Below are 22,620 nucleotides of genomic sequence, written 5' to 3' on the forward strand. Positions count from 1 at the left end.
TAGCTATCACATCGTTTAGCATGTCTGTTATGGAAGATTCGCGCAAGTCGAGGGTGCCGATCGCGCCGGAGCTTTCCGAAGACGTCAGTGCTCAAGCCGTGACGCCCCAGGTCATCGCGGAGCAGCTTCGCGAGATCTCCGCCCTCTCGACCCGATTTCAAAAGCACGTCGGCCACTCGTTGTCCGTCAACGACACCGACCTGTCGGCGATGGAACACCTGATGACGAGCGGACCGCTCACCCCAACGGACCTATCCCATCGCCTCGGCATCTCGACCGCGGCCACCACGGTCATGGTCGACCGGCTCACCGCTCTCGGTCATGTGCATCGCGAACCGCACGCCCACGACCGGCGAAAGGTCGTCGTGGTGCCGACGCCGGCATCGGTTCAGGAGGCCTTCGCGACGCTCGAGCCCATGATCGCGGGGGTGACGCGGGTGACCGCCGCCCTCCCCGCGGAGGAGAGCGCAGTGGTGACCAGATTCCTCTCCGAGGTCATCGGAGTGTTCCGGGGGGCGATCCCCGCGGCCGACTGAGTCGTACTCAGACCGCTTTCGCCAGGGCGACGAGCACCTGGTCGAGGCTGGGGGCGCCCTCGGCGCGGAAGACCTCCGCGCCATCCGCGAGCACGATCACCGTCGGAGTCGAGCGGATGCCCGCCCGCTCCGCCTCGTCGCCGTGAGCGGCGACATCAAGTTCAGCGATCTTCAGCGCGGGAACGAGCTTCGACGCCTGGTCGAGCACGGCCCTGGTCTGGATGCACGGATCGCAGAAGGCCGAAGAGAAGAAGAGAAGCTGCACGGCGCGAATCGGCTACTGGCGGTCGCCGCGGTCCTCCGGAGCATCGAAGGGCTCGCTGTCCTTCGCGTCGAAGGTGTAGTTCACGTGATACGTGCCACCGACCTCGGTGAAGTCGACCAGGGTGTAGTCCGTGAGGGTCTCTTTGCCTCCGACAGCGGTGAGCACCGTGATCTCGGTGTCGAAGCCCCCGTCGGTGGAGATACGGGTGTCGGTGCGCCCGTCATTGGGACCGCCCGAGTAGATGGCGATGTATTCGTCGCCGTGGGAAAGGGTCGGTTGCGCGTCAGTCATGCTCCATTAGTACCACGACCGGGTGGCAACCTCAGAAGAAGGAGACGATCGCGGCCACGGCCGAGGCCGCCGCGATCAGGTAGGCGATGCCCACGATCACCCGATGCACGCGGAGAAACCGAGTTGCCGCGCCCGAAACGTCCCGTGCCCGGCTGTCTTTCGCCACCCGCCGGTAGAAGGTGGGCCAGACGATCACGGCGAAGGCGGCGTTGACGAGGAGCAGGATGGCGAGGAGGGTCACACCCTCCAGCCTAGGGTCGTGACGGATGCCGGTCCGCAGGCCCGAGAGCGGACATCCTCGCGGGCCGCGGTGTGTCGCGGGCCTCAGGCGGCGCGTCGCGCGGGATCTCCGCTCTCGGACGCAGGGAAGCGCGGCAGCCCCGGCACGTCCGCTCCACCCGCACACGCCGCACCCGCGCACAGCGCACCCCAACGCAGCGCACCCGCGCACAGCGCACCCCAACGCAGCGCACCCGCGCACCGCGCACCCCAACACAGCGTACCCGCGCCCTCAGCCGGCTCACGGCTCACGGCTCACGGCTCACGGCTCACGGCTCACGGCCGCACATAGACAAACTATATAGTTTTGCTATATAGTTTTTCTATGCCTGAAAGAGAACGTCCCCTCGTCGAGAAACTGATCGTCGAGGCCAACCGCCTCACCAGGGTTGCCGCACAGGCGACGGGGAGCACCACTCCCGCCGCCGTGTGGCGCACCCTGTCGATCCTCGCCAGCGACGGCTCGTACCGCATCGGCGATCTCGCCAAGGCCAGCCGCGTCACCCAGCCGACCATGACCAAACTCGTCCAGAACCTCGCGGAGGACGAGCTGATCTACCGGATCGCAGATGTCGCGGACTCACGCGCGTGGCTGATCGCCATCACCGAGAAGGGCACGAACGCCCTCGCCGCCTGGCGCATCGAACTCGGCACAGCCCTCCAGCCGATGTTCGCGGACCTGAGCGCCGACGAGACAGACACCCTCGAACGCGCCGTCACCATCCTCGAATCCCTCACCAACCCCGTACGAAAGGGGGCCTGACATGGTCCACGAACAATCCTCCGGAACGAGCATCCTGAAGCAGCCAAAGGAGGTGTGGGCCGTCGCCTTCGCCTGTGTCGTCGCCTTCATGGGTATCGGCCTCGTCGATCCGATCCTCCCGGCGATCGCCCACGAGCTGTCGGCGACCGCGGCCCAGACCGAACTCCTCTTCACCAGCTACCTGCTGATCACCGGCGTGATGATGTTCTTCACCAGCTGGATCTCCAGCCGCATCGGCGCCAAGAAGACGCTCATGATCGGTCTGGCCTTCATCGTCGTGTTCGCGCTGCTCGCCGCACTCAGCGGCAGCGTCGAGGCCGTGATCGGCTTCCGCGCCGGCTGGGGTCTCGGTAACGCCCTCTTCATCTCGACGGCGCTCGCGACCATCGTCGGCGCCGCGAGCGGCGGCACGTCATCGGCGATCATCCTCTACGAAGCCGCACTCGGCCTCGGCATCGCGATCGGTCCCCTCCTCGGCGGTCTGCTCGGCAGCGTGAGCTGGCGCGGACCGTTCTTCGGTACCGCGGCACTCATGGCGATCGCCTTCGTCGCGATCGTCGTGCTGCTCGGCAAGGAAGACAGGTCCGCCCGGGTGGCCACGAAGCTTTCGGCCCCGTTCTGGGCGCTGGGGAACCCCGCCCTCGCGATACTCGCCGGTGCCGCGCTGTTCTACAACATCGGATTCTTCACGCTGCTGGCCTGGACCCCCTTCGCGCTCGAGCTGCCCAAGGAGAGCGCCGCCCTCCAGCTCGGCCTCATCTTCTTCGGCTGGGGACTCTGTGTCGCCATCGCGTCGGTGTGGATCGCACCCTTGCTCACGGCCCGGATGAAGCGCACCACCGCACTCACGCTCGTCCTTCCCCTGCTCACCCTCGACCTCGTGGCGGCGGGCATCTTCGCGGGCAGCAAGCTCGGACTCATCGTCTGCGTCGTGCTCGGTGGGCTGCTGCTCGGCATCCTCAACACGGTGCTCACCGAATCCGTGATGGAGGCGACCGAATTGCCTCGCTCGGTGGCGTCATCCGCCTACTCCGGCGTGCGGTTCCTCGGAGGGGCCGCCGCTCCGCCGCTCGCCGCACAACTCGCGATCTGGTTCAGCCCCTCGGTGCCGTATTACGTCGCCGGTGCATCCGTGCTCATCGCCGCCATCCTGGTGCTCTCGGGGGTGCGCTTCCTCGGCCGCGTGAACAACGGCCCGGAATCGCTTCTCGCCGAGGCAGAATCGATCGGCGTCGGCGAACCCGCCTGATCTCCCCCCCGCTGCCGATGCCGGCCCGGCCGCGAGCCGCCGGCATCGGTACCCGACGATAGAATTCACGGATGCCAGCAAACACCGACCGCCTCGTCTGGATCGATTGCGAAATGACCGGGCTCGACGTCACCATCGACGAGCTCGTGGAGGTCGCGGTGGTCATCACCGACTTCGACCTCAACATCATCGACCCCGGCTTCGAAATCGTGATCAAGCCCGACCAGGCCGCCTGGGACAACATGGGCGAGTTCGTGCGCGACATGCACACCAAGTCGGGCCTGATCGAGGCGATCCCCCACGGTGTGAGCCTCGCGGACGCCGAGTTCGCCGTGATCGAGTACATCCTGAAGTTCATCCCCGCGGAGCAGCACGCGCCGTTGGCCGGTAACACCATCGGCACCGACCGCACCTTCCTCGCCAAGTACATGCCGCGCGTCGACAACCACCTCCACTACCGCAATGTGGATGTCTCGTCGATCAAGGAACTCTCCCGACGCTGGTTCCCCCGCGTGTACTTCAACGCTCCGGCCAAAAACGGAGGGCACCGTGCACTCGCGGACATCCTCGAATCGATCCGCGAGCTCGACTATTACCGCAAGGCCGTGTTCGTGGCCGAACCGGGACCCACCACCGACGACGTTCAGGCTGTTTCCGCAGCCGTCGTCGAGAAGTTCCTGCCGCACCTCTCCTAGCGTCAGACGAGTCGCAACGCCGCTCGAAGGGTCGACGTGGCCGGTCGGGGTGCCCTCTGGGCACCGCCGGGTGCCCGAAGCGCACCGGGTCGACCGCGCGCGGATGCCGCGGCAGCAAAACTTCTTCGGTTGTAATAAGCTTGTGGAGTTGTGTCGGTCGCGAATCATCGTGGACGGCACGCATGGTGGTCGTAGCTCAGTTGGTAGAGCGCTGGCTTGTGGAGCCGGATGTCGCGGGTTCGAGCCCCGTCGGTCACCCAGGGAGTTGCACGGTGTGCAGCAGAACAATGTGTCAAGAGAATGGCCCCGCGGAAACGCGGGGCCATTCTGCATGTGTGAGGGTTGACCTATGACCGATGTCCTCGAGCAGACCGAGCTGGTCGAGTCGACCGTTCTCGATTCGCCCTGGGTCACCATCGTCTGGAACGACCCGGTCAACCTCATGAACTACGTGTCCTGGGTGTTCCGCAGCTATTTCGGTTTCACGCGGGCCGAAGCGGACCTGCGGATGCTGCAGGTGCACAACGACGGACGCGCGGTGGTCGCCACCGGCAGCCGCGAGGAGATGGAGCGCCACGTGGAAGCGATGCACGACTTCGGGCTGTGGGCCACCCTCGCCAAGGCGGACGAGTGAAGGCCTTTCGCCGCTCCCGCCACCAGTTCGTCGCGGTCTTCGAACCGGTCGAGGCCGGCACACTCTCGCTCCTCGCCAGCCAGCTGTCCGAGCTGATCGACTCTCGTGCCGACCACGACGCCGACCCGGCATTGGAGCGACTGCTTCCGGACGCCTACCCGAACGACGTGGAGGCATCCGCCGAATTCCGCCGGTTCACCGCCGACGACCTGGCCTCCCGAAAGAGTGCGAACGCGCATCGCATCGTCGCCGACCTCGCCACCGCAGCCCAGGCGAGCTCGCCGACCGCGGTGAAGGTCGATGAGCAGTCGGCCCAGGCCTGGGTGCGGTCGCTCACGGACATCCGACTCACGATCGCCGCGCGGTTGGGCATCGAGGCGGACGGCGATCTCGGGTCGGAGGATCCGGTGCTGCTCGATCTCTACGACTGGCTGGGCTTCGTGCAGGGATCTCTCGTCGACTGCCTGGACCACTGATGCAGGCGCTGGGGTCGGAAGAGTTCGAGAGGCTGGTGGTCGATGAACTCGACCTGTTGCCGGACGAGATGGTCGACGGACTCGAGAATGTCGTCTTCGTGACAGAGGACCGCCCGGAGGACGGCTCGCTCGACCTCCTGGGACTCTACGACGGCGTCGACCTCACCCGACGCGGCAACTACGGTTTCGGGGAGCTGCCTGATCGCATCATCCTCTACCGGGAGCCGCTGCTCGCCGTCGCCGCAGATCTCGAGGAACTGAAGGACCAGATCCACGTGACCCTCGTGCACGAGATCGCGCACTACTACGGAATCGACGACGACGAGCTGCACGACCTCGGGTGGGGCTGAGGGTCACAGCACGCTCTTGGGCAGTCGGTGCAGTGTCACCGCCCCGACCGCGTCGAAGGGATGCAGTGGGTCGGGTGCCACCGAGCCGGTCGGACCACCCAGCCGCGAGTGGCCCACGGCGCTCAACACGGCGTAGGCATCGCCGGAATCCCAGTCGAGATCATCGACCAGGAAGCCGAACAGGTCTTCATAGCCGCGGCGGATGCTCTCCTGCACGGGCGCCCCGAGGCCGACGAAGATCCACTCGTCGGCGGTCTCGATCCGTGGAGCGCGCAGGCTCATGCCGGTCACGAGTTCGACACTCACTACCGCGATGCCCTCGGCTTCGATCGCGACGAATGACGACTCGCCCTCCGCCATGATCGCGTGGATGTCGCCGATCGAGAGGAGGGCGCCCTCGGTCATCACGGGCAGGTACACGATCGAACCCGGGCGCACCTCCGTGACATCCATGTTGCCACCCTGCGGGTAGGAGGGCATGAGGGTGGAGTTCGAGCCCTGCGCGGGCGCTGTGCCGATGCATCCGATCATGGGACGGGCTTCGAACACATGCCGGCTGGTCACGTGGACCCCCTCGGCGTCGATCGGCACCTTGCGGGTGAACATCTCCTCGCCCATCACATGCTGAAGGGCCCCGGACCCGGGGATGCTGACCGACCAGCCGTAGTCCTTCAGCCTGATCTCGTGAATGGTCACCTTGAGTGCATCGCCGGGCATCGCGCCCTCGACCCAGACTGGCCCGGTCACGGGGTTGATCTGTGCCGTCAGGCGAGACATATCGTGGTGCTCGTGCAACTCCGCGTAGACGGCATCGCTGGTCTCGAATCCGATTCGCTCCCCGGTGCCCGGCACGATACGCAGTGCGGGTGATCCGGAGGCGGAGAATCCGGGCTTGCCGTGACTCTTGTCGAGGAAATGATCCATGGTCTACAGCTCTCCACGTTCTCCGGTGGCCGGCACGACTTCGTTGTTCTCCTCGCCGAGGGTTGGTGTCTTGCGCCCCGACCACCGGTAGTAGAGATAGACGCCGAGCCCGACGACCAACCATACGATTCCACCGATCTTCGCGGCGTCGTTGGCGTTCAGCAGCACGTAGCCGATGATGAGGAATCCGACGACCGGCACCACAAGGTGCAGCAGGTAGTTCTTCGACTTCTTTCGCACGATGTAGTGCACGATGACGGACACGTGCAGGAGCATGAAGCCGAAGAGGGCGCCGAAGTTCACGAGCGACGAGATCACGTCGATCTGGCCGACGAAGAAGAGCACCAGAATGGCCGACAGCGCAGAGACGGTGAGGATCGCGGCCTGCGGGACCTGGCGGCTGTTGATCTTGCTCAGGAACTTCGGAAGCTGGCGGTCCCTGCTCATCGAGTAGAGCAGACGGGAAGTCGCGGCCTGCGCCGCCATGGCGTTCGCAATTCCGACGGCGAGCACGTTGACGACGAAGAATGCCGTCGCCCAGCCACTGTTGGAGGCATCCCGCACGAGGTTGAAGAAGGCGTTTCCCACCTCGTTGTCGGGGAAGGACTGCCGGCCGGCCGCGAGGGCGCTCGCCAGCCAGGTCTCGAGTACGAAGAAGAACGCCACGATGAACAGGGCGATGATCATGGCCTTTCCCGCCGAGTTGCGGCGTCCCGTCGATTCTTCGGCGAGGGTCGAGATTCCGTCGAAGCCGAGGAAGCTCAGAACGGCGATCGAGAGGGCAGAGGCGATGAGCGGGCCGGTGACCTTGCTCGAGTCCCAGACCGATGCCGTGGTGAATTCGGCGCCGGGAATGGTGCCGTTGTTGAGAGCTATCACCGCAATGATCACGAAGATCACGATGAACACGACCTCGATGGCCAGGAAGATGCGGTTGAGCAGCTTGAGCGAGGAGATGCCGAGGAGGTTCACCACGGTGTTCACCGCGACGAAGATCAGGGCCCAGATCCAGCGCGCTGATCCGGGGAAGATACCGATCATCGACTCGGCCGCGAAGACGTAGAGCAGGGTCGGCACGAGGAGGTAGTCGAGCAGGATCGCCCAGCCGGCGAAGAACCCGAAGGTGGGGTTGATCCCCCGGCCGACATAGGAGAACACCGATCCCGCCAGGGGGATGGACTTGGCCATCTGCGCGTACGCCAGCGCGGTGAAGATCATGGCGACGAGACCGATGATGTAGACCAGCGGCACCATACCCGCGGAGGCATTGTAGACGGTGCCGAAGATCGCCCATGGTGCGATGGGCACCATGAAGATCAGCCCGTAGATGAGCAGGTCGACCGTGGAAACGGATCTCTTCAGCTCCTGTTTGTAGCCGTAGGACTCGAGCTGCTCCTGCGAGCTGAGCTCGGAGGCTCCCGGGGAATCACTGCGGATCGACATGGATGACTCTCTTTCTAAAGCGGGTGTGAAAGGGAACTGCGGATGGGGTGCTATTACAGGTCGTGCTGCGGGTCGTGTGTGTCGAGAAAGCGGGCGATGACGGCCCGGAACTCCTCCGGCTGTTCCAGGTGGGTGCAGTGGCTCGCTCCCGCAAACACGTGGCCGATGGATCCCGGGATCAGGTCGAGGAACGGCTGCCAGGTCGCGGGGGTCGCTTCGTCGAATTCGCCGGCCACCACGAGCGTCGGAACGCTCACACTGGCAAGGCGATCGATGACGCTCCAGTCGCGGAGGGTGCCGATCACGTGGAACTCGTTCGGGCCGTTCATCGTGTGGTAGACCGTGGGTTCTGCCTCCATCTGGAGCTCGCTATCCACGAAATCCTGTGGCGTCGGAACGATCCGGCAGACGTGTCGGGAATAGAAGACCCCGGTGGCCTCCAGGTAATCGGGGTCGGTGACCGTGCCATCCGCTTCATGGCGGTCGAGGGTATCTTGCACCTCCTGGGGAAGCAGTGCCCTCAGTTCGGCAGCCCCCTGCGCCCAGAGGCGCATCGACGCCGGTGAGTTGCAGATCGCCAGGCTCTGCACCTGGGGAATCCGGCGAACGGCTATCTCTGCCCCGAGCATTCCCCCCCAGGATTGACCGAGCACGTGCACGCTTCCAGAGCCGAAGTGGCGCAGCAGGTTCTCGAATTCATCGACGAAGAGTTGCGGCGTCCAGAATTCGGTCTCGGCATCAGGGAGGTGGGTGCTTCTTCCACATCCCAGCTGGTCGTAGTGGATGACGGTGCGACCCGTCTCATCGGCCAGCGCCGCGAGGTTACGCACATAGTCGTGGGCCATACCCGGACCGCCGTGCAGGACCACCAACGGAATCGTTCCGGAACGCGGCCGATCCGGCGTGGTCACGCGCACCCAGGTCTGCCACTCGCGGAACGGGACGAGCAGGGTGGAGACTGTCGACATTCAGGTGGCTCCTTGCAGAACGAGGGGTAATTCTTCGATGAACTACCGGGAACGGAAACGCTGTTGCTCATTGTGCAGGTGCAATGGTCTTACGAGAAGACCATTTGAAAGGAATTAATACGGTCGTAACACGGGCGGGGTTTTTGCGGTGGCACCGCTCCCCGCGCGCAGACAGCCGCCCTGATCGGAGATACGGTGGAGCCGTGGGAGACGACAGAGCTGGCGCACTCGGACGACCGATCGCTACGGCCTCCCGGATCGACGAAATCACCGACCGGCTGATAACCGCGATCGCCATCGGTGAGTATCTGCCGGGATCTCGACTGCCATCCGAGCGAGCGCTCGCCGAATCCCTCCGGGTGGGGCGCATGACCGTGAGGGCGGCGCTCGCCCGGCTCGTGGAGCGGGGACTGCTCGAAACCCAACGCGGCCGCGAGGGCGGGTCGTTCGTGCGTGAACAATGGCCGACATCGTCGAGCGCCTCGGTGCACCGAACACTGTCGGCGCGCTGGGAATCGCTCCGCGACACGAGCGAAGCGCTCAGCAGGCTCTACGGGGTGATCTCCGGCGCTGCGGCGGAGAACCGGAGTGACACGGATGTCGCCGTGCTGCATGAGAGGTTGAACGCGTTTCGGAACGCAGGTTCGGGGCTGCCATCACAGAAGGCCGACGAACTGCTTCACCTCGCCATCATTGATGCGGCAGGCAACGCGACCCTGCGCGATGTGGTCATCGAACTCGAATCGCGCATCAGTATCGCCGCCCCTGCACACCTCTGGGGCTCGCCGGAGGGCATGAGGACCATGGAGGCGCGAGCGCTCGTCGATCACATCAATCTCGTCGACGCGATCGCCGCCGGGAATGCAGACGAAGCCAGCGCAATCGGGCGGGAGCACGCGAAGATCGACATCGAACTACTCGAGTCGGCGCTCAAGCAAGCCGGCATCTGACGCATTCGCGGTGGGTCAGCCGAGCGCGAGCGGAAGCGACTCGTCGGCAGACCACTCCTCCAGTGAGCCGTCGTAGATGCGCACGGCGGAGATGCCGAGTTCGACGAGGGTGAGGGCGTTGGCGGATGCCGAGATGCCTCCGCCGCAGTAGAGCAGCACTTCCTCATCGCCGGTCACGCCTTCCGCCGCATAGGCCTCTCGCAGGGACTCGTCGCTCTTCACCGTGCCGTCGGTGGCGAACAGGTCACGCGAAGAGACATTCACGCTGCCGGGGATTCGGCCGCGACGGGAGTACCGGGAGGGGTCGGAGCCGGTGAAGCTGCCCGCAGGCAGCCCGCAGACCAGGGGGCGAGCATCCGATTCGGATCGCTCGACCAGCTCCTCCTTGGTCACCCACGACTCGAGGGTCGCCGAGGGGGTCCACGCGGGCGCGGGCAACGGCACGGGCTCCTCTCCGGTCACTGTCTGCTTGCCCGCCGCGGTCCAGGCGGCGAGGCCCCCATCCAGCACCCGCACGTCGACACCGATCCAGCGCAGGAGGTACCAGAGGCGGGCAGCGAAGAGCCCGCCGGTCGTGTCGTAGACCACCACAGCATCGGCGGCGCCGACACCGATGACCGCCAGTTCGCGCGCGATCGCCGCTGGGTCGGGGTGGGTGTAGTGCAGGGTCGCCGTACTGTCAGAGAACTGACTTGGCACGTCAACATGCTGCGATCCCGGGATGTGCCCCTCGAGCCAGCGCGGACGCCCAGAGTCGCGCCGATAGTCGCCATCGAACTGTGCCGGGTGCAACACGCAGCTGGCGTCGAGGACAACCGGCGGCACCGGGGAATCGAGCAGGACGGAGAGTTGGACGGCGGTGAGGAAAGGCGAAGTCATACCGATGACGCTAGCTCGTCGACCAGTCTCACGACGTCTTCGTCGCTGAGAACGACGTCGGCCAAGAACCAGGGATGCTCACGAAGGCCGAAGGAGCGTTCCTGCGCGGCCCAGCGGTCCCAGTGCGGAGCGTACGTGTCGCCGTCCCGCGCAAGCGCACGTTGCTTGCGAGTCGGGGCATCGAGTTCGACCCAGATGCCGAAGGTGGCGCGGGCGCGATTGGCGCGGCTGAGGCATCCGGAGCCCTCGATCACCAGCGGGAGCGAGGCATCCAGCGCCTTCCATTCCGCCGCGGTCTCGGTGACCCAGTCCCAGCGACGCCAGCCGGGACCGAGCGGGGCGAGCACGTCGTCGTGAACCGCGAGGCTCGCGGAATCCAGTCCGTCCCAGCCCGGGTAGATGTCGTCGAGTCGCACGAGCTGGGCGACGAGGGCGGGGGCGAGGGCTTCGGCGAGAGTGGTCTTACCGGAGCCGGAACCGCCATCGATGAGCACGACCGGGCGGGCTGCCCGGCGGAGGCGAGCCAAGAGGGTGGGCGCGCCGACGCCGAGGCCGTCAGGCCCCGGCAAGGAAGTTCCAGTGCCCGGTGAGTACCGAGGTGCCGACCGCGGCGAGCGCGATCACGAAGGACAGCGCAACGAGCATCCTCTCCCGCCCGCCGAACCGCGACTCCCGCGCCCAGCTCCGCGGTATCGACGAGCCGAAGCCCCTGGCCTCCATCGCGGTGGCGAGCTTGCTCCCCCGCCGGATCGACAGCACGAGGAGCGCGAAGGCCTGGCCGGCGAAACGGCGCAACCGTCCGCGGTCGGCGATCCCCCGGGCGCGGCGCGCGAGTTCGAGGGACTTCCAATCCTCGGCGAACAGACCGACGAGACGCAGTCCGCCGAGAGCGCCGAGCACGAACCGGGAGGGCAAGCGCACTACCTGGGCGAGCCCGTCTGCGAGATCGGTCGGATCGACAGTGACGAAGAGCACGACGGCCGGAAGGCCGATCGCAAGCACCCTCAGCAGGGTGGCCACGCACAGTTCGATCGACCCGTCGGTCACGTTCACCAGCAGGAAGCGCCAATGGCTGGTGCCGGAGGCCCGCCCGTAGAGCAGGATCGTGGCCGCTGCGAAGAGCGCCGCCACCGCCACCGGCAGTGTGCGGCGCACGAACTGCCGCGGGCCGAGACCGGCGAAGAAGAACAGCACCGCCTCGCAGGCGAGCGCGACGGATGCCGAGACCCAGTCGATCGACAGCACGAGAGCGATGCCGATCACCGCGGTCGCGGCGAGCTTGGCCACCGGATTGATGCGATAGATCACGCGGGTTCCGGCCGGAGGGGTGAGGATGTCGGCGGTCGTCATCGGGGCACCCTCGACTCGAGCAGGTGACCGGCCCGCGACATCCGCAGTTCGGTGTCGGCGAGGGCGTCGACCAGGTGAGCATCGTGGGTGACAGCGACGACGCTGCTGCCCTCGTCGAGGAGTTCGGCGAGGAATGCGACGAGTTCAGCCCAGGTGCGCGCATCCTGCCCGAAGGTCGGCTCATCCAGCACGAGGAGCGGCGGTCGGGTGACGAGAATTGTCGCAACCGACAGCCGACGCTTCTCGCCGCCGGAGAGCGTGAACGGATTCGCCGCGGTGAGGTGCCCGAGTCGGAGTCGTTCGAGCAGGGGATCGATGCGTCGAGCCGTCTCCGCGACGGACAGTCCGGTCGCTCGCGCCCCGACCGCGAGTTCGCCGGCGACCGTGCCACTCACGAACTGGTGCTCCGGATCCTGGAACACGCTGCCGATGCGGGTGACCAGCTCCCGGGACTTCCAGCGCAGCGGATCGGCGCCGAGACCTCCGGCGAGACCATCGGCCGCGACACGCCCGTCAAGCGCGGGCAGCAGCCCTCCGAGAGTGAGCCCGAGAGTGGTCTTGCCCGCTCCATTCGGGCCGGTGATCGCGAGGCACTCCCCCGCTCTCACGACCAGGTCGAGACCGGTCTGAAGCACCGAGGCACGCCCGATCGCGAGGGCATCGGTGTGCAGCAGCTGCTCGCCCGGCTGTCGGCGGCGGTTCGGATGCTGCGGCAGGTGGCCGGGAACCCACACTCCCGAGGCGGCAAGGGCCGCGCCTTCCCGGCGCAGGACGTGCTCGGGCGTGCCATCGGCCAGGACTCCCCCACCCGGCGAGAGCACGACCACGCGATCCACCAGGGGCCACCACACGTCCACGCGGTGTTCGACCACCACGAGCGTGCTGCCGGATGCTTCGAGCACACGAGCCACCGCGTCCCGAACCTCGATCACCCCCTCGGGGTCGAGATTCGCCGTCGGCTCATCGAGCAGCAGAAGGCCCGGTCGCATCGCGATCACCCCGGCGAGCGCGAGCCGTTGTTTCTGCCCACCGGAGAGTCCGCTCGTGGGATGACGCAGCGGCAGGGGCAATCCGACCGCCCGCAGAGACTGCTCCACCCGGAGCCAGATCTCCTCGCGCGGAACGCCCATGTTCTCGCAGCCGAAGGCGACATCGTCGCCGACCCGGGCGAGCACGACCTGCGAATCCGGATCCTGAAGCACCAGCCCGACCCGCCCTCGGGCGTGCGCGGCAGTGCTGCCCCCGATGAGCAGCTCCCCCATCGATTCGCCCTCTTCATCGCCTCCGAGCACTCCGGCGAGCGCCTGCAGAAGAGTGGACTTGCCAGCCCCGGACGCCCCGAGCAGCAGCACCCGCTCGCCTGGCTCGATGCGCAGGTCGAGGGCGCGCACCGCCCAGTCCGCACGACCGGCATGGCGCCATCCCCATCCGCGGGCGTCGACAGTGAGCGGCGTCGCCGGGGTGAGGGGTCGAGGTGACATGGCGGGGATCAGCGAGCCGCGACGCGGCCCGACGCGAAGCGGCTGAGCGCACCGGTGCGCGCGAGTCCGCGCACGATGAACCACGAACCGAGCCCGGCGATCACTGCGCCGGAGAGGATGCCAGAGACGGTATAGATCGCCTGGAACGTGGAACCGGAGGCGAGGTAGTAGCCGACGATGTCGTTGACGGCCATCGCGAGTCCCGCCGCGGCTCCCGCCAGCATGGCCACCACAACATTCCAGCGGTGGTAGAGGAACACCAGGAAGATCAGTTCCGCCCCCAGACCCTGCACGAGGCCGGCCTCGATCGTGGCGAAACCACCCCACTGCGCGCCGAGGAGTGCGGAGACGATGGCGGCGACGAGTTCGGTGAACAGCGCGGCGCCGGGCTTTCGGATGACGAGCCCGCCGAGCACCCCGGCGAAGAGCCAGAGGCCGTAGAAGAGGGCCTGGGATCCGGGAAGTACTGCCTCGAGCGGTGCGGTCACCGGGGCATAGACCTGGTTCCAGGCGAAGAAGACCAGGGCGCTGGCCACGCCGAGCACACTCGCGACGACGATGTCCACCACCCGCCAGCGCGGGTCGATGCGTCGAGCGGTCGGCCGAGAGGATGTTGCGGTTGCGTTCATTGTCGTGCCCCAATCGTGAGTGAGGGCACGGGTATGAGTTGTGCGCGGATGCGACAACCCGGAGAGAAAATCTGCCTCCCTGCGCTGGCATGATCCAGATCAGGTTCGACGGTCGGAGCTTGGAGAAGCTCCCTCTCAGCCCGGCATCACCGGACTCCCGTGTTCACGACAAGCTTAGCGCCGCGCACGGGTGCTGTGCTCGATAATTGCCCCCCGCGCAACCTTTGCCCGGACGCGGTCAGCCTGCCGGATCCCGGCGGATTCGCCGCGTGCCGCCGGGGAATTGCGCGCCCGCGGCATCCCCATCCACTCTCGGCCCGACTTGTCAAGGCTCCCCAAGGGTTCGACCTTCGCCGCGCCCGCAGGATACGGTGAAAGCCCCCGCTGAACGAGCCTGATCGAATTGAGAAAAACCCATGGAAACCTGGCCCGGATCTGCCTATCCCCTCGGCGCTACCTTTGACGGCAGCGGCACCAACTTCGCCCTCTTCAGCGAAGTGGCCGAAAGAATCGAACTCTGCCTGTTCGACGACGACGGTGTCGAGACCCGTGTCGAACTCTTCGAGATCGACGCCTACGTCTGGCACGCCTACCTGCCGCAGGTGCAGCCGGGCCAGCGCTACGGCTATCGCGTCTACGGTGAATACGACCCGGAGTCCGGCAAGCGTTGCAACCCCAACAAGCTGCTCCTCGACCCCTACGCCAAAGCGACCTGCGGTGACTTCGACTGGGACCAGTCGCTGTTCGCCTACAACTTCGGTGACCCGCTCTCTCGCAATGACGAGGATTCGGCCAGCCACACGATGATGGGCATCGTCATCAACCCCTTCTTCGACTGGGCGGGCGATCGTCATCCGCGCATCCCCTACAACGACACGGTCATCTACGAGGCCCACGTCAAGGGCCTCACCGAGCTCCACCCCGACGTTCCGGCGGAACAGCGCGGCACGTATTCCGGGCTCTCCCACCCCGCCGTGATCGAGCACCTGCAGAAGCTCGGCATCACGACTCTCGAGCTCATGCCCGTGCACCAGTTCGTGCAGGATTCGACCCTGCTCGACAAGGGCCTGCGCAACTACTGGGGGTACAACACCATCGGGTTCTTCGCTCCGCAGAACAGCTATTCCTCGACCGGGGATCGCGGCCAGCAGGTGCAGGAATTCAAGAGCATGGTGCGCTCCATGCACGACGCCGGCATCGAGGTCGTGCTCGACGTGGTCTACAACCACACGGCGGAGGGCAACCACCTCGGCCCGACGATCTCGTTCAAGGGCATCGACAACGAGGCCTACTACCGCCTCGTCGAAGACGACCAGCAGTTCTACATGGACTACACCGGCACCGGCAATTCCTTCAACGTGCGTCACCCGCACTCCCTGCAGCTCATCATGGACAGCCTGCGTTACTGGGTGACCGAGATGCATGTCGATGGATTCCGCTTCGACCTCGCCTCCACACTCGCCCGCGAGTTCTACGACGTCGACAAGCTCTCCACCTTCTTCGAGCTGGTGCAGCAAGACCCGATCGTCTCGCAGGTGAAGCTCATCGCCGAGCCGTGGGACGTGGGCCCCGGCGGCTACCAGGTGGGCAACTTCCCCCCGCAGTGGACGGAGTGGAACGGAAAGTACCGCGACACCGTTCGCGACTTCTGGCGCGGCGAGCCCTCAACGCTCGGCGAGTTCGCATCGCGGCTCACCGGCTCCGCCGACCTGTATGAGGGCGATGGACGTCGCCCCGTGGCATCCATCAACTTCGTCACCGCGCACGACGGCTTCACTCTCGCCGACCTCGTGTCGTACAACGAGAAGCACAACGACGCGAACGGTGAAGAGAACAACGACGGGGAGTCGGAGAACCGTTCCTGGAACTCCGGCGTGGAGGGCCCGACGGATGACCCGAAGGTGCTCGGCCTGCGCGCCCGCCAGCAGCGCAACTTCCTCGCGACGCTGCTGCTGTCGCAAGGCGTTCCGATGCTCCTGCACGGCGACGAACTGGGCCGCACCCAGCAGGGCAACAACAACACCTATGCCCAGGACTCCGAGATCTCCTGGGTGCATTGGGATGCGGCGGATGCCCCGCTCACCGAATTCGTGGCGGCTGTCACCCGGCTGCGCAAGGACCACCCCACCTTCCGGCGCAAGAGCTTCTTCGACGGGCGACCGGTCAAGCGCGGGGCGGGCGAACCGCTCGCGGACATCGTCTGGCTCACCCCCGGGGGCGAGGAGATGGAGCCAGAGAACTGGGACTCCGGATTCGGCCGCGCCATCGGTGTGTTCCTCAACGGAAACGGAATCCAGGGGCGCGACCTGCGTGGACAGCGCATCACCGACCTCAACTTCGCCATCTTCTTCAACGCGGGTGACGAATCGGTGGACTTCACGCTGCCCTCCGAGGAATTCTCCGGCTCGTGGGAGATCGTGATCGACAGTTCCGGCGAACTCGCCGACACCCAGCCGCGCAAGGCGAAGGACGTGCTGCCCGTCGTGGCGAAGTCCCTCGTCGTGCTGCGGGCGTGGGTTGCCCCGGAGGTGGAGATCGATCACTCGGTCGCGGCCTCGCTGAGCGCCCAGGCGGGAACCCAGGCGGCCGCACCGCGGATCCCGGAGTCCCACTGATGCGCATACCGGCCTCCACCTACCGACTGCAGATTCGCGAGTCCTTCGACCTGAACGCTGCGGCGGCCATCGCCGGCTATGTTCACGATCTCGGTGCGGACTGGCTCTACCTCTCCCCTCTCCTGAAGGCGGAGGAGGGCTCCGACCACGGTTACGACGTGGTCGACCACTCCCTCGTCGACCCGTCGCGTGGCGGCCGGGACGGTCTGGATGCCGCCTCAGCGGCCGCGCGGGCGCTCGGCCTCGGCGTGCTCATCGACATCGTTCCGAACCATGTGGGCGTCGCCACACCGAAGCAGAGCGTCTGGTGGTGGGATCTGCTGACCAACGGGCGCCAGTCCCGCTATGCGGAGGCTTTCGACGTTGACTGGGTGTTCGGTGGCGGCAAGGTGCGCATACCGGTTCTCGGAGACGAAGCCGATCCGGAGTTCCAGATCATCGACGGCGAACTCGCCTACTACGACAATCGCTTCCCGTTGGCTCCCGGCACCGCCGATGACGGAGCGTCGCCGGCGGAGATCCACTCCCGCCAGAACTACGAGCTGATGAACTGGCGCCGGGCGGATGCCGAACTCAACTACCGCCGCTTCTTTGCCGTGAACACCCTCGCCGGCATCCGCGTGGAGACACCGTGGGTGTTCGACGAGTCGCACGTGGAGATCATCCGCTGGATCACCGAGGGCCTCGCCGACGGACTGCGGGTAGACCATCCCGACGGCCTCGCGGACCCGGCCGGGTATCTGGATGCGCTCGCCGCGGCCACCGACGGTGCGTATGTGCTCGTGGAGAAGATCCTCGAGGGCGACGAACAACTGCCGACCTCCTGGGCGGCCTCCGGAACGACAGGCTATGACGCCCTCGCGGATGTCGACCGGGTGCTCGTCGATCCCGCGGGCCGCAAGGCTCTCGACGCGCTCGACTCCACCCTGCGTGACTCGACCGAACCAGTGTCCTGGACCCGCCTCATCCACAGCACCAAGCGCGCGATCGCCGACGGCATCCTGCGTTCGGAGGTGCTGCGCATCGAACGCGACCTCGGTGCCGATGGTGCCAACGAGCAGACGGCGGATGCCCTCGCCGAACTCCTCGCCTGCTTCCCGGTCTACCGTTCCTACCTCCCGCTCGGAATCGAGCACCTGCACGAGGCGGTGAGGCTGGCGAAGGAGTACCGGCCGGAACTCTCAGAGCGCATCGATGCCCTGCTGCCGACCCTCAGCGATCCGGCGCATCCGGCCGCCGTCCGCTTCCAGCAGACCTCGGGGATGGTGATGGCGAAGGGCGTGGAAGACACCGCGTTCTATCGCTACACCCGGCTCGGATCACTCACCGAAGTGGGTGCAGACCCATCCGAATTCTCGATCGGCATCGACGAGTTCCACCGCCGCCACCAGTTGAGGCAGGCGAGCTTCCCGGCCTCCCTCACCACCCTCTCCACGCATGACACCAAGCGGGGGGAAGACGTACGGGCGCGCATCAGCGTGCTGGCCGAGATCCCCGCGGACTGGGAGGCGGCCCTCGCCCAGTTGCGTGTCGCGGTTCCGCTCGGGGACGGTCCCCTCGAATCCCTCCTCTGGGAGGCGATCGTCGGTGCCTGGCCCGCCAGTCGGGAGCGGCTTCACGCCTATGCCGAGAAGGCGGCCCGCGAGGCCGGCAACTCCACGAAGTGGACCGCGCCGAGAGAGGAATTCGAGGCACGGATGCACCGGCTCATCGACTCCGCCTTCGATGACGAGCACGTCATCGGCATCCTCGACGGCGTGCTCGACACCGTGCGCCAGCCGGGCTGGTCGAATTCGCTGTCGGCCAAGGTGATCCAGCTCACGGCGCCCGGCGTGCCCGATGTGTACCAGGGCAGTGAACTCTGGGAGACCTCCCTCGTCGACCCCGACAACCGGCGCCCGGTCGACTTCGACGAACGGCGGCTCTACCTTGCCGCCATCGACGCCGGAGCACACCCACCGATCGACGAGTCGGGAGCCGCGAAGCTGCTGGTGACCTCTCGCTCCCTGCGGCTGCGGCGCGATCATCCGGAATTCTTCACCCGCTACGCCGCGATCGAGGCCTACGGGTCCGCAGCGAAGCATGTCGTCGCCTTCGACCGGGGCGAAGCGCTCACCATCGCGACCCGTCTGCCGATCGGGCTCGACCGCGAGGGCGGTTGGGGCGACACCTCGGTGATCGTCGCGGGGCGTCCCGTCACCGATGTCTTCACCGGCCGGCAATTCGAGGGCGGAACCCTGCTGCTCTCCGAGGTGCTCGAGCGGTACCCTGTAGCACTGCTGGTCCCAAGCGAGTAGGCGGACGATGATGACCACTGAAGCGATGAAATTCGACATCTGGGCTCCCGCGGCCTCGAGCCTCACCCTGCTGCTCGACGGGGAGCGCCACGAGATGACGGCGACCACCGGAGGCTGGTGGACCGCGCCAGAGGGAGTGTCGGGCACCGACTACGGCTATCTGGTGGACGGAGAAGAGACGCCGCTGCCCGATCCGCGCAGCCGGCGCCAGCCCGAATCCGTCCACGGCCTCTCGCGCACCTTCACCACTGATTTCGAGTGGACCGACACCTCCTGGACCGGCCGGCAGTTGGCCGGCGGTGTGATCTACGAGTTACACCTCGGCACCTTCACCCCGCAGGGGACCCTCGACTCCGCGATCGACAAGCTCGATCACCTCGTCTCCATCGGGGTCGACTTCGTGGAACTGCTGCCGGTGAACGGCTTCAACGGCGACCACAACTGGGGCTACGACGGGGTGCTCTGGTACACCGTCGACGAGACCTATGGTGGGCCTGCCGCCTACGAGCGGTTCGTGGATGCCGCGCACGCGCGCGGTCTCGGTGTGATCCAGGACGTCGTCTACAACCACCTCGGTCCGAGCGGCAACTACCTCCCACGGTTCGGCCCATATCTTCGCACCGGTTCGTCGAACACCTGGGGCGATTCGATCAACCTCGATGAGCCGGCCGTGCGGTCGTACATCGTCGACAACGCGCTGGGCTGGTTCCGCGACTTCCACGTGGACGGCCTGCGACTGGATGCCGTGCACGCCCTGGTCGACGAGTCACCGAAGCACCTCCTGCAGGAGCTGTCCGAGCGTACCGACGCCCTTTCCGCCTTCCTCGGTCGGCCTCTCAGCCTCATCGCCGAGTCCGACCTCAACGATCCGAAGCTGATCACCCCCCGCGAGGGTGGGGGCGGCGGTTACGGCCTGCAAGCCCAGTGGAGCGACGACTTCCACCACGCGGTCCACGTGGCCCTCACCGGGGAGACCACCGGGTACTACGCCGATTTCGCCCGGCTGGACTCCCTGGCCAAGGTGATGACCCACGGCTTCTTCCACGACGGCACCTACTCGTCGTTCCGCGAGCGAGATCACGGTCATCCGATCGACACCGAGTACATGCCGGCCTGGCGGCTCGTCGTCGCCAACCAGAATCACGACCAGATCGGCAACCGCGCCGTCGGTGACCGCTTGTCGGCCCAACTCGATGCGGACCAGCTGGCCATCGCGGCAGTCCTCACGCTCGCCGGCCCGTTCACCCCGATGCTCTTCATGGGCGAGGAGTGGGGCGCGAGCACTCCGTGGCAGTTCTTCACGGCACATCCCGAGCCCGAGCTCGGAAAGGCCACTGCCGAGGGGCGCATCGCGGAGTTCGCGAAGATGGGGTGGGATCCCACTGTCGTGCCGGACCCGCAGGATGTCGAGACCTTCCGGCGATCGAAGCTCGACTGGGACGAACCGGCCGATGGCGACCACGCCCGCCTTCTGCAGCTGTATCGCTCGCTCGCGGCCCTGCGCCGCGACCGCCCGGACCTCACCGATCCGCGGATGTCGCGACTCTCTGCCGAATTCGACGACGAGGCGAAGTGGTTCGCCCTGCACCGCACCGATACGGATGGCACGGGCACGAGCATCGTCGTGAACTTCGCCGACTTCCCGGTGGCGCTGCCCTACGGCGGTTCGGTGCTGCTGGCGACCACGAACACGGTTGCGGCGTCCTCCGCTGAAATCCTGCTCGGGGCGCGATCGGCCGCGATACTCGCCCGCTGAGCTCACGCTGGACACAGGGCGGATGCTGCATCGCATAGCGCTGCGCCCTCGAGCAACGGCGGACACGTCGCGCGGCGCACCCCCCCTGATCTAGCGGGAACTTTTTCACCTGACCTCTCAGCGGGACACGCGGTGAGGCTGTCCATTGCCCCCGTACTGGGGAAATCGAAATATCCTCCGTATCTGACATAGTGAATTCATGACCACACCCGAACAGCCTGTAACCCCGTCACAAGAGCCCAGCCCTGTAGTTCCGCCGTCACCGACGCACGTGTCTGCTGCGCAAGGCGCTACCGCGACACTTCCGCCTCAACCCTCGGTCGCTAGCAAGCCGATGGGGCTCGCGCTTGCCGCATTGCTGGTGGGCATCGGAGCGTTCCTTTTTGGGCTGATTCCTGTGTTCGGCGCGCTCGTGGGGATCACGGCGATCGTCTTCGGGTTCTTGGCCATCCGTAAGCAGCAGTCAAAGGGAATGGCAGTCACCGGCATAGTGCTCGGCAGTGTTGCCCTGATAGTGTCCGTCGGTGCCACCATCGGACTCGGAGCCGTGGTGAACAACGCCTCGGACACCCGGCCCGCGACGGCCCAGTCAGCAGCCGCGGAACCTGAGCCGACAGCTTCTGCAGATCCGATAGCGACTCCAGATCCGGTGGAGACACAGGCTGCACCCACCCCGCCGCCCGCCGCAGCTGTCCCAGTCGAGTACCGCTCTGCGTTGACGAAGGCTGCAAGCTATTCGAAGCTGATGCACATGAGCAAGGTCGGAATCTATGACCAGCTGACGTCCGAATACGGAGAGCAGTTCACTCCAGAAGCTGCTCAGTACGCGGTAGACACACTTCAAGCGGACTACGGAGCGAACGCTCTCGAGAAGGCCAAGTCGTACCAACAAACCATGTCGATGTCTCCAGCGGCGATCCGTGAGCAGCTCGTTAGCCCGTATGGGGAAAAATTCACCGCTGCCGAGGCCGATTACGCGATCGCCAACCTGAACGGCTGACCCGCTGTCTGGATACGAAAGCCTCGCCTGCTAGCGGGGCTTTCGTGGTTTAGGTCGCGACCCGACCGAATGTGTGACGGCATCCGCTCTGACCGGGAAGCCCAACAAGGATGCCAGGCCCAGGCTTTCCGGCCATCCATCAATGGCTCACGGAGATGGACCTGTCCTTCTACCACCCCGGAGCGATTCAAAGCCACCCTCCTCAGCCGAGTGCCGACGATGTCTTGACTCGGCACACACCGAGAGGCAGCTACGCGAACTGCTCGACGCTGCCGTGACAGCTGTCTCATGATCCGGAGGTCGCTGAGGTGGAACCGACCGTCGGGCAGTACGGCACGGATCCGGTCGTCGTCGAGGAATCGGATGGGACAGGAGGACTTCACCAGGACACGTCGTGGGAGGCGCAGCCTGGCTGATTCCTTCGGCGAGCATCGGCACTCGAGCATCGCAACAGAGTCCTCATGTTCGGCCGGGCGAGGACTCTAACCGCCCAGTCCGGGAGCGGTACGAACGGCGCTCGGCGTCCGGCGACTCGTGCGATCCGGCGGACGGCGGCACCGAACTCGAATTCTTCGATCTCCATGACCCAACCGTCGGCTCGGCAACGCGTCCCTCGATCGCGACGGATGACACGGTGACCGCGTCTTCGATGGGCACGGGCCGCCCCATCCTCTCGCGACGGCCGACAGCGAAGAGACCGGCCAACTGCGCGCAGCTCGAGTGCCGCACCACCGGACCGGGCGCCCAGCGCCACCAGCGGAATACAATCGCATGATCGAAGAGGGAGATC

Annotated in this window: 23 protein-coding genes, 1 tRNA gene and 1 riboswitch; of the genes, 13 read left to right on the forward strand and 11 right to left on the reverse strand. The window is 66.1% G+C overall.

The window, feature by feature from the left end:
- Nucleotides 1-29: 29 nt before the first annotated feature.
- Entirely contained in the window at nucleotides 30-536 is a 507-nt protein-coding gene (locus VLI63_RS03290) for a MarR family winged helix-turn-helix transcriptional regulator (RefSeq protein ID WP_409155486.1), read from the forward strand.
- 7 nt (nucleotides 537-543) lie between these two features.
- Here the strand turns inward: VLI63_RS03290 and VLI63_RS03295 are convergent, their stop codons facing one another.
- The 3 genes from VLI63_RS03295 to VLI63_RS03305 are packed head-to-tail and all read right to left on the reverse strand — an operon-like array spanning nucleotide 544 to nucleotide 1,333.
- Nucleotides 544-801 carry a thioredoxin family protein gene (locus VLI63_RS03295; RefSeq protein ID WP_409155487.1) on the reverse strand — a complete coding sequence of 86 codons (258 nt, stop codon included), beginning with the start codon at nucleotides 799-801 and terminating at the stop codon, nucleotides 544-546.
- Between the two features lie 12 nt (nucleotides 802-813).
- The gene (locus tag VLI63_RS03300; RefSeq protein ID WP_409155488.1) at nucleotides 814-1,092 is read right to left on the reverse strand and encodes an oligoribonuclease; all 279 of its coding nucleotides are present in this window, start codon (nucleotides 1,090-1,092) and stop codon (nucleotides 814-816) included.
- 31 nt (nucleotides 1,093-1,123) lie between these two features.
- Nucleotides 1,124-1,333 carry an SCO4848 family membrane protein gene (locus VLI63_RS03305; protein ID WP_409155489.1) on the reverse strand — a complete coding sequence of 70 codons (210 nt, stop codon included), beginning with the start codon at nucleotides 1,331-1,333 and terminating at the stop codon, nucleotides 1,124-1,126.
- A gap of 363 nt (nucleotides 1,334-1,696) precedes the next feature.
- On the opposite strand from VLI63_RS03305, the gene VLI63_RS03310 reads away from it, so the two are divergent.
- From VLI63_RS03310 to VLI63_RS03340, 7 genes are all read left to right on the forward strand, one after another.
- A complete protein-coding gene (locus VLI63_RS03310) occupies nucleotides 1,697-2,134 on the forward strand; it encodes a MarR family winged helix-turn-helix transcriptional regulator (RefSeq protein ID WP_409155490.1) in 438 nt (145 codons plus the stop codon).
- Between the two features lies 1 nt (nucleotide 2,135).
- Complete coding sequence (locus VLI63_RS03315) at nucleotides 2,136-3,383, forward strand: MFS transporter (protein ID WP_409155491.1); 1,248 nt, start codon at nucleotides 2,136-2,138, stop codon at nucleotides 3,381-3,383.
- A 71-nt stretch (nucleotides 3,384-3,454) separates the two neighbouring features.
- Nucleotides 3,455-4,078, forward strand: a complete 624-nt coding sequence (orn, locus tag VLI63_RS03320; protein ID WP_354574904.1) for an oligoribonuclease — start codon at nucleotides 3,455-3,457, stop codon at nucleotides 4,076-4,078.
- Nucleotides 4,079-4,263: 185 nt separating this feature from the next.
- A tRNA-His gene (locus tag VLI63_RS03325) sits at nucleotides 4,264-4,336 on the forward strand.
- 91 nt (nucleotides 4,337-4,427) lie between these two features.
- Complete coding sequence (clpS, locus tag VLI63_RS03330) at nucleotides 4,428-4,712, forward strand: ATP-dependent Clp protease adapter ClpS (protein ID WP_185201040.1); 285 nt, start codon at nucleotides 4,428-4,430, stop codon at nucleotides 4,710-4,712.
- Nucleotides 4,709-5,188, forward strand: a complete 480-nt coding sequence (locus VLI63_RS03335; protein ID WP_409155492.1) for a DUF2017 domain-containing protein — start codon at nucleotides 4,709-4,711, stop codon at nucleotides 5,186-5,188. The genes clpS and VLI63_RS03335 overlap by 4 nt, the downstream gene beginning before the upstream one ends.
- Complete coding sequence (locus VLI63_RS03340) at nucleotides 5,188-5,538, forward strand: metallopeptidase family protein (RefSeq protein WP_409155493.1); 351 nt, start codon at nucleotides 5,188-5,190, stop codon at nucleotides 5,536-5,538. Before VLI63_RS03335 ends, VLI63_RS03340 begins: the two co-directional genes overlap by 1 nt.
- A 3-nt stretch (nucleotides 5,539-5,541) precedes the next feature.
- Here the strand turns inward: VLI63_RS03340 and VLI63_RS03345 are convergent, their stop codons facing one another.
- From VLI63_RS03345 to VLI63_RS03355, 3 genes are read right to left on the reverse strand one after another with little or no spacing between them, the layout of a single operon-like run.
- A complete protein-coding gene (locus VLI63_RS03345; protein ID WP_409155494.1) occupies nucleotides 5,542-6,462 on the reverse strand; it encodes an acetamidase/formamidase family protein in 921 nt (306 codons plus the stop codon).
- Nucleotides 6,463-6,465: 3 nt separating this feature from the next.
- The gene (locus tag VLI63_RS03350; RefSeq protein ID WP_409155495.1) at nucleotides 6,466-7,905 is read right to left on the reverse strand and encodes an APC family permease; all 1,440 of its coding nucleotides are present in this window, start codon (nucleotides 7,903-7,905) and stop codon (nucleotides 6,466-6,468) included.
- Nucleotides 7,906-7,958: 53 nt separating this feature from the next.
- Nucleotides 7,959-8,873, reverse strand: a complete 915-nt coding sequence (locus VLI63_RS03355) for a proline iminopeptidase-family hydrolase (protein ID WP_409155496.1) — start codon at nucleotides 8,871-8,873, stop codon at nucleotides 7,959-7,961.
- Between the two features lie 203 nt (nucleotides 8,874-9,076).
- Here VLI63_RS03355 and VLI63_RS03360 point away from each other — a divergent pair, with 203 nt between their 5' ends.
- Complete coding sequence (locus VLI63_RS03360) at nucleotides 9,077-9,823, forward strand: FadR/GntR family transcriptional regulator (protein ID WP_409155497.1); 747 nt, start codon at nucleotides 9,077-9,079, stop codon at nucleotides 9,821-9,823.
- A 15-nt stretch (nucleotides 9,824-9,838) separates the two neighbouring features.
- On the opposite strand, the gene VLI63_RS03365 is transcribed toward VLI63_RS03360, so the two are convergent.
- The 5 genes from VLI63_RS03365 to VLI63_RS03385 are packed head-to-tail and all read right to left on the reverse strand — an operon-like array spanning nucleotide 9,839 to nucleotide 14,162.
- A complete protein-coding gene (locus VLI63_RS03365) occupies nucleotides 9,839-10,702 on the reverse strand; it encodes a sulfurtransferase (protein ID WP_409155498.1) in 864 nt (287 codons plus the stop codon).
- On the reverse strand, nucleotides 10,699-11,271 hold the full coding sequence (locus VLI63_RS03370; RefSeq protein WP_409155499.1) for an AAA family ATPase: 573 nt from the start codon (nucleotides 11,269-11,271) through the stop codon (nucleotides 10,699-10,701). The genes VLI63_RS03365 and VLI63_RS03370 overlap by 4 nt, the downstream gene beginning before the upstream one ends.
- Complete coding sequence (locus VLI63_RS03375; RefSeq protein ID WP_409155500.1) at nucleotides 11,258-12,052, reverse strand: energy-coupling factor transporter transmembrane component T family protein; 795 nt, start codon at nucleotides 12,050-12,052, stop codon at nucleotides 11,258-11,260. Before VLI63_RS03375 ends, VLI63_RS03370 begins: the two co-directional genes overlap by 14 nt.
- Nucleotides 12,049-13,533 carry an ABC transporter ATP-binding protein gene (locus VLI63_RS03380; RefSeq protein ID WP_409155501.1) on the reverse strand — a complete coding sequence of 495 codons (1,485 nt, stop codon included), beginning with the start codon at nucleotides 13,531-13,533 and terminating at the stop codon, nucleotides 12,049-12,051. Before VLI63_RS03380 ends, VLI63_RS03375 begins: the two co-directional genes overlap by 4 nt.
- Before the next feature lie 8 nt (nucleotides 13,534-13,541).
- On the reverse strand, nucleotides 13,542-14,162 hold the full coding sequence (locus VLI63_RS03385; protein ID WP_409155502.1) for an ECF transporter S component: 621 nt from the start codon (nucleotides 14,160-14,162) through the stop codon (nucleotides 13,542-13,544).
- 59 nt (nucleotides 14,163-14,221) lie between these two features.
- A riboswitch (TPP riboswitch) is annotated at nucleotides 14,222-14,333 on the reverse strand.
- A 245-nt stretch (nucleotides 14,334-14,578) separates the two neighbouring features.
- Here VLI63_RS03385 and glgX point away from each other — a divergent pair.
- From glgX to VLI63_RS03405, 4 genes are all read left to right on the forward strand, one after another.
- Nucleotides 14,579-16,777 carry a glycogen debranching protein GlgX gene (gene glgX / locus VLI63_RS03390; protein WP_409155503.1) on the forward strand — a complete coding sequence of 733 codons (2,199 nt, stop codon included), beginning with the start codon at nucleotides 14,579-14,581 and terminating at the stop codon, nucleotides 16,775-16,777.
- Complete coding sequence (gene treY, locus VLI63_RS03395) at nucleotides 16,777-19,074, forward strand: malto-oligosyltrehalose synthase (RefSeq protein WP_409155504.1); 2,298 nt, start codon at nucleotides 16,777-16,779, stop codon at nucleotides 19,072-19,074. The genes glgX and treY overlap by 1 nt, the downstream gene beginning before the upstream one ends.
- Before the next feature lie 7 nt (nucleotides 19,075-19,081).
- Entirely contained in the window at nucleotides 19,082-20,830 is a 1,749-nt protein-coding gene (gene treZ, locus VLI63_RS03400) for a malto-oligosyltrehalose trehalohydrolase (protein ID WP_409155505.1), read from the forward strand.
- Between the two features lie 199 nt (nucleotides 20,831-21,029).
- A complete protein-coding gene (locus VLI63_RS03405; RefSeq protein ID WP_409155506.1) occupies nucleotides 21,030-21,830 on the forward strand; it encodes an Ltp family lipoprotein in 801 nt (266 codons plus the stop codon).
- The last annotated feature ends 790 nt before the right edge of the window (nucleotides 21,831-22,620 follow it).

Origin of the sequence: Lacisediminihabitans sp. H27-G8 (assembly GCF_046156175.1) — a bacterium.
Classification (GTDB): Bacteria; Actinomycetota; Actinomycetes; order Actinomycetales; family Microbacteriaceae; genus Lacisediminihabitans.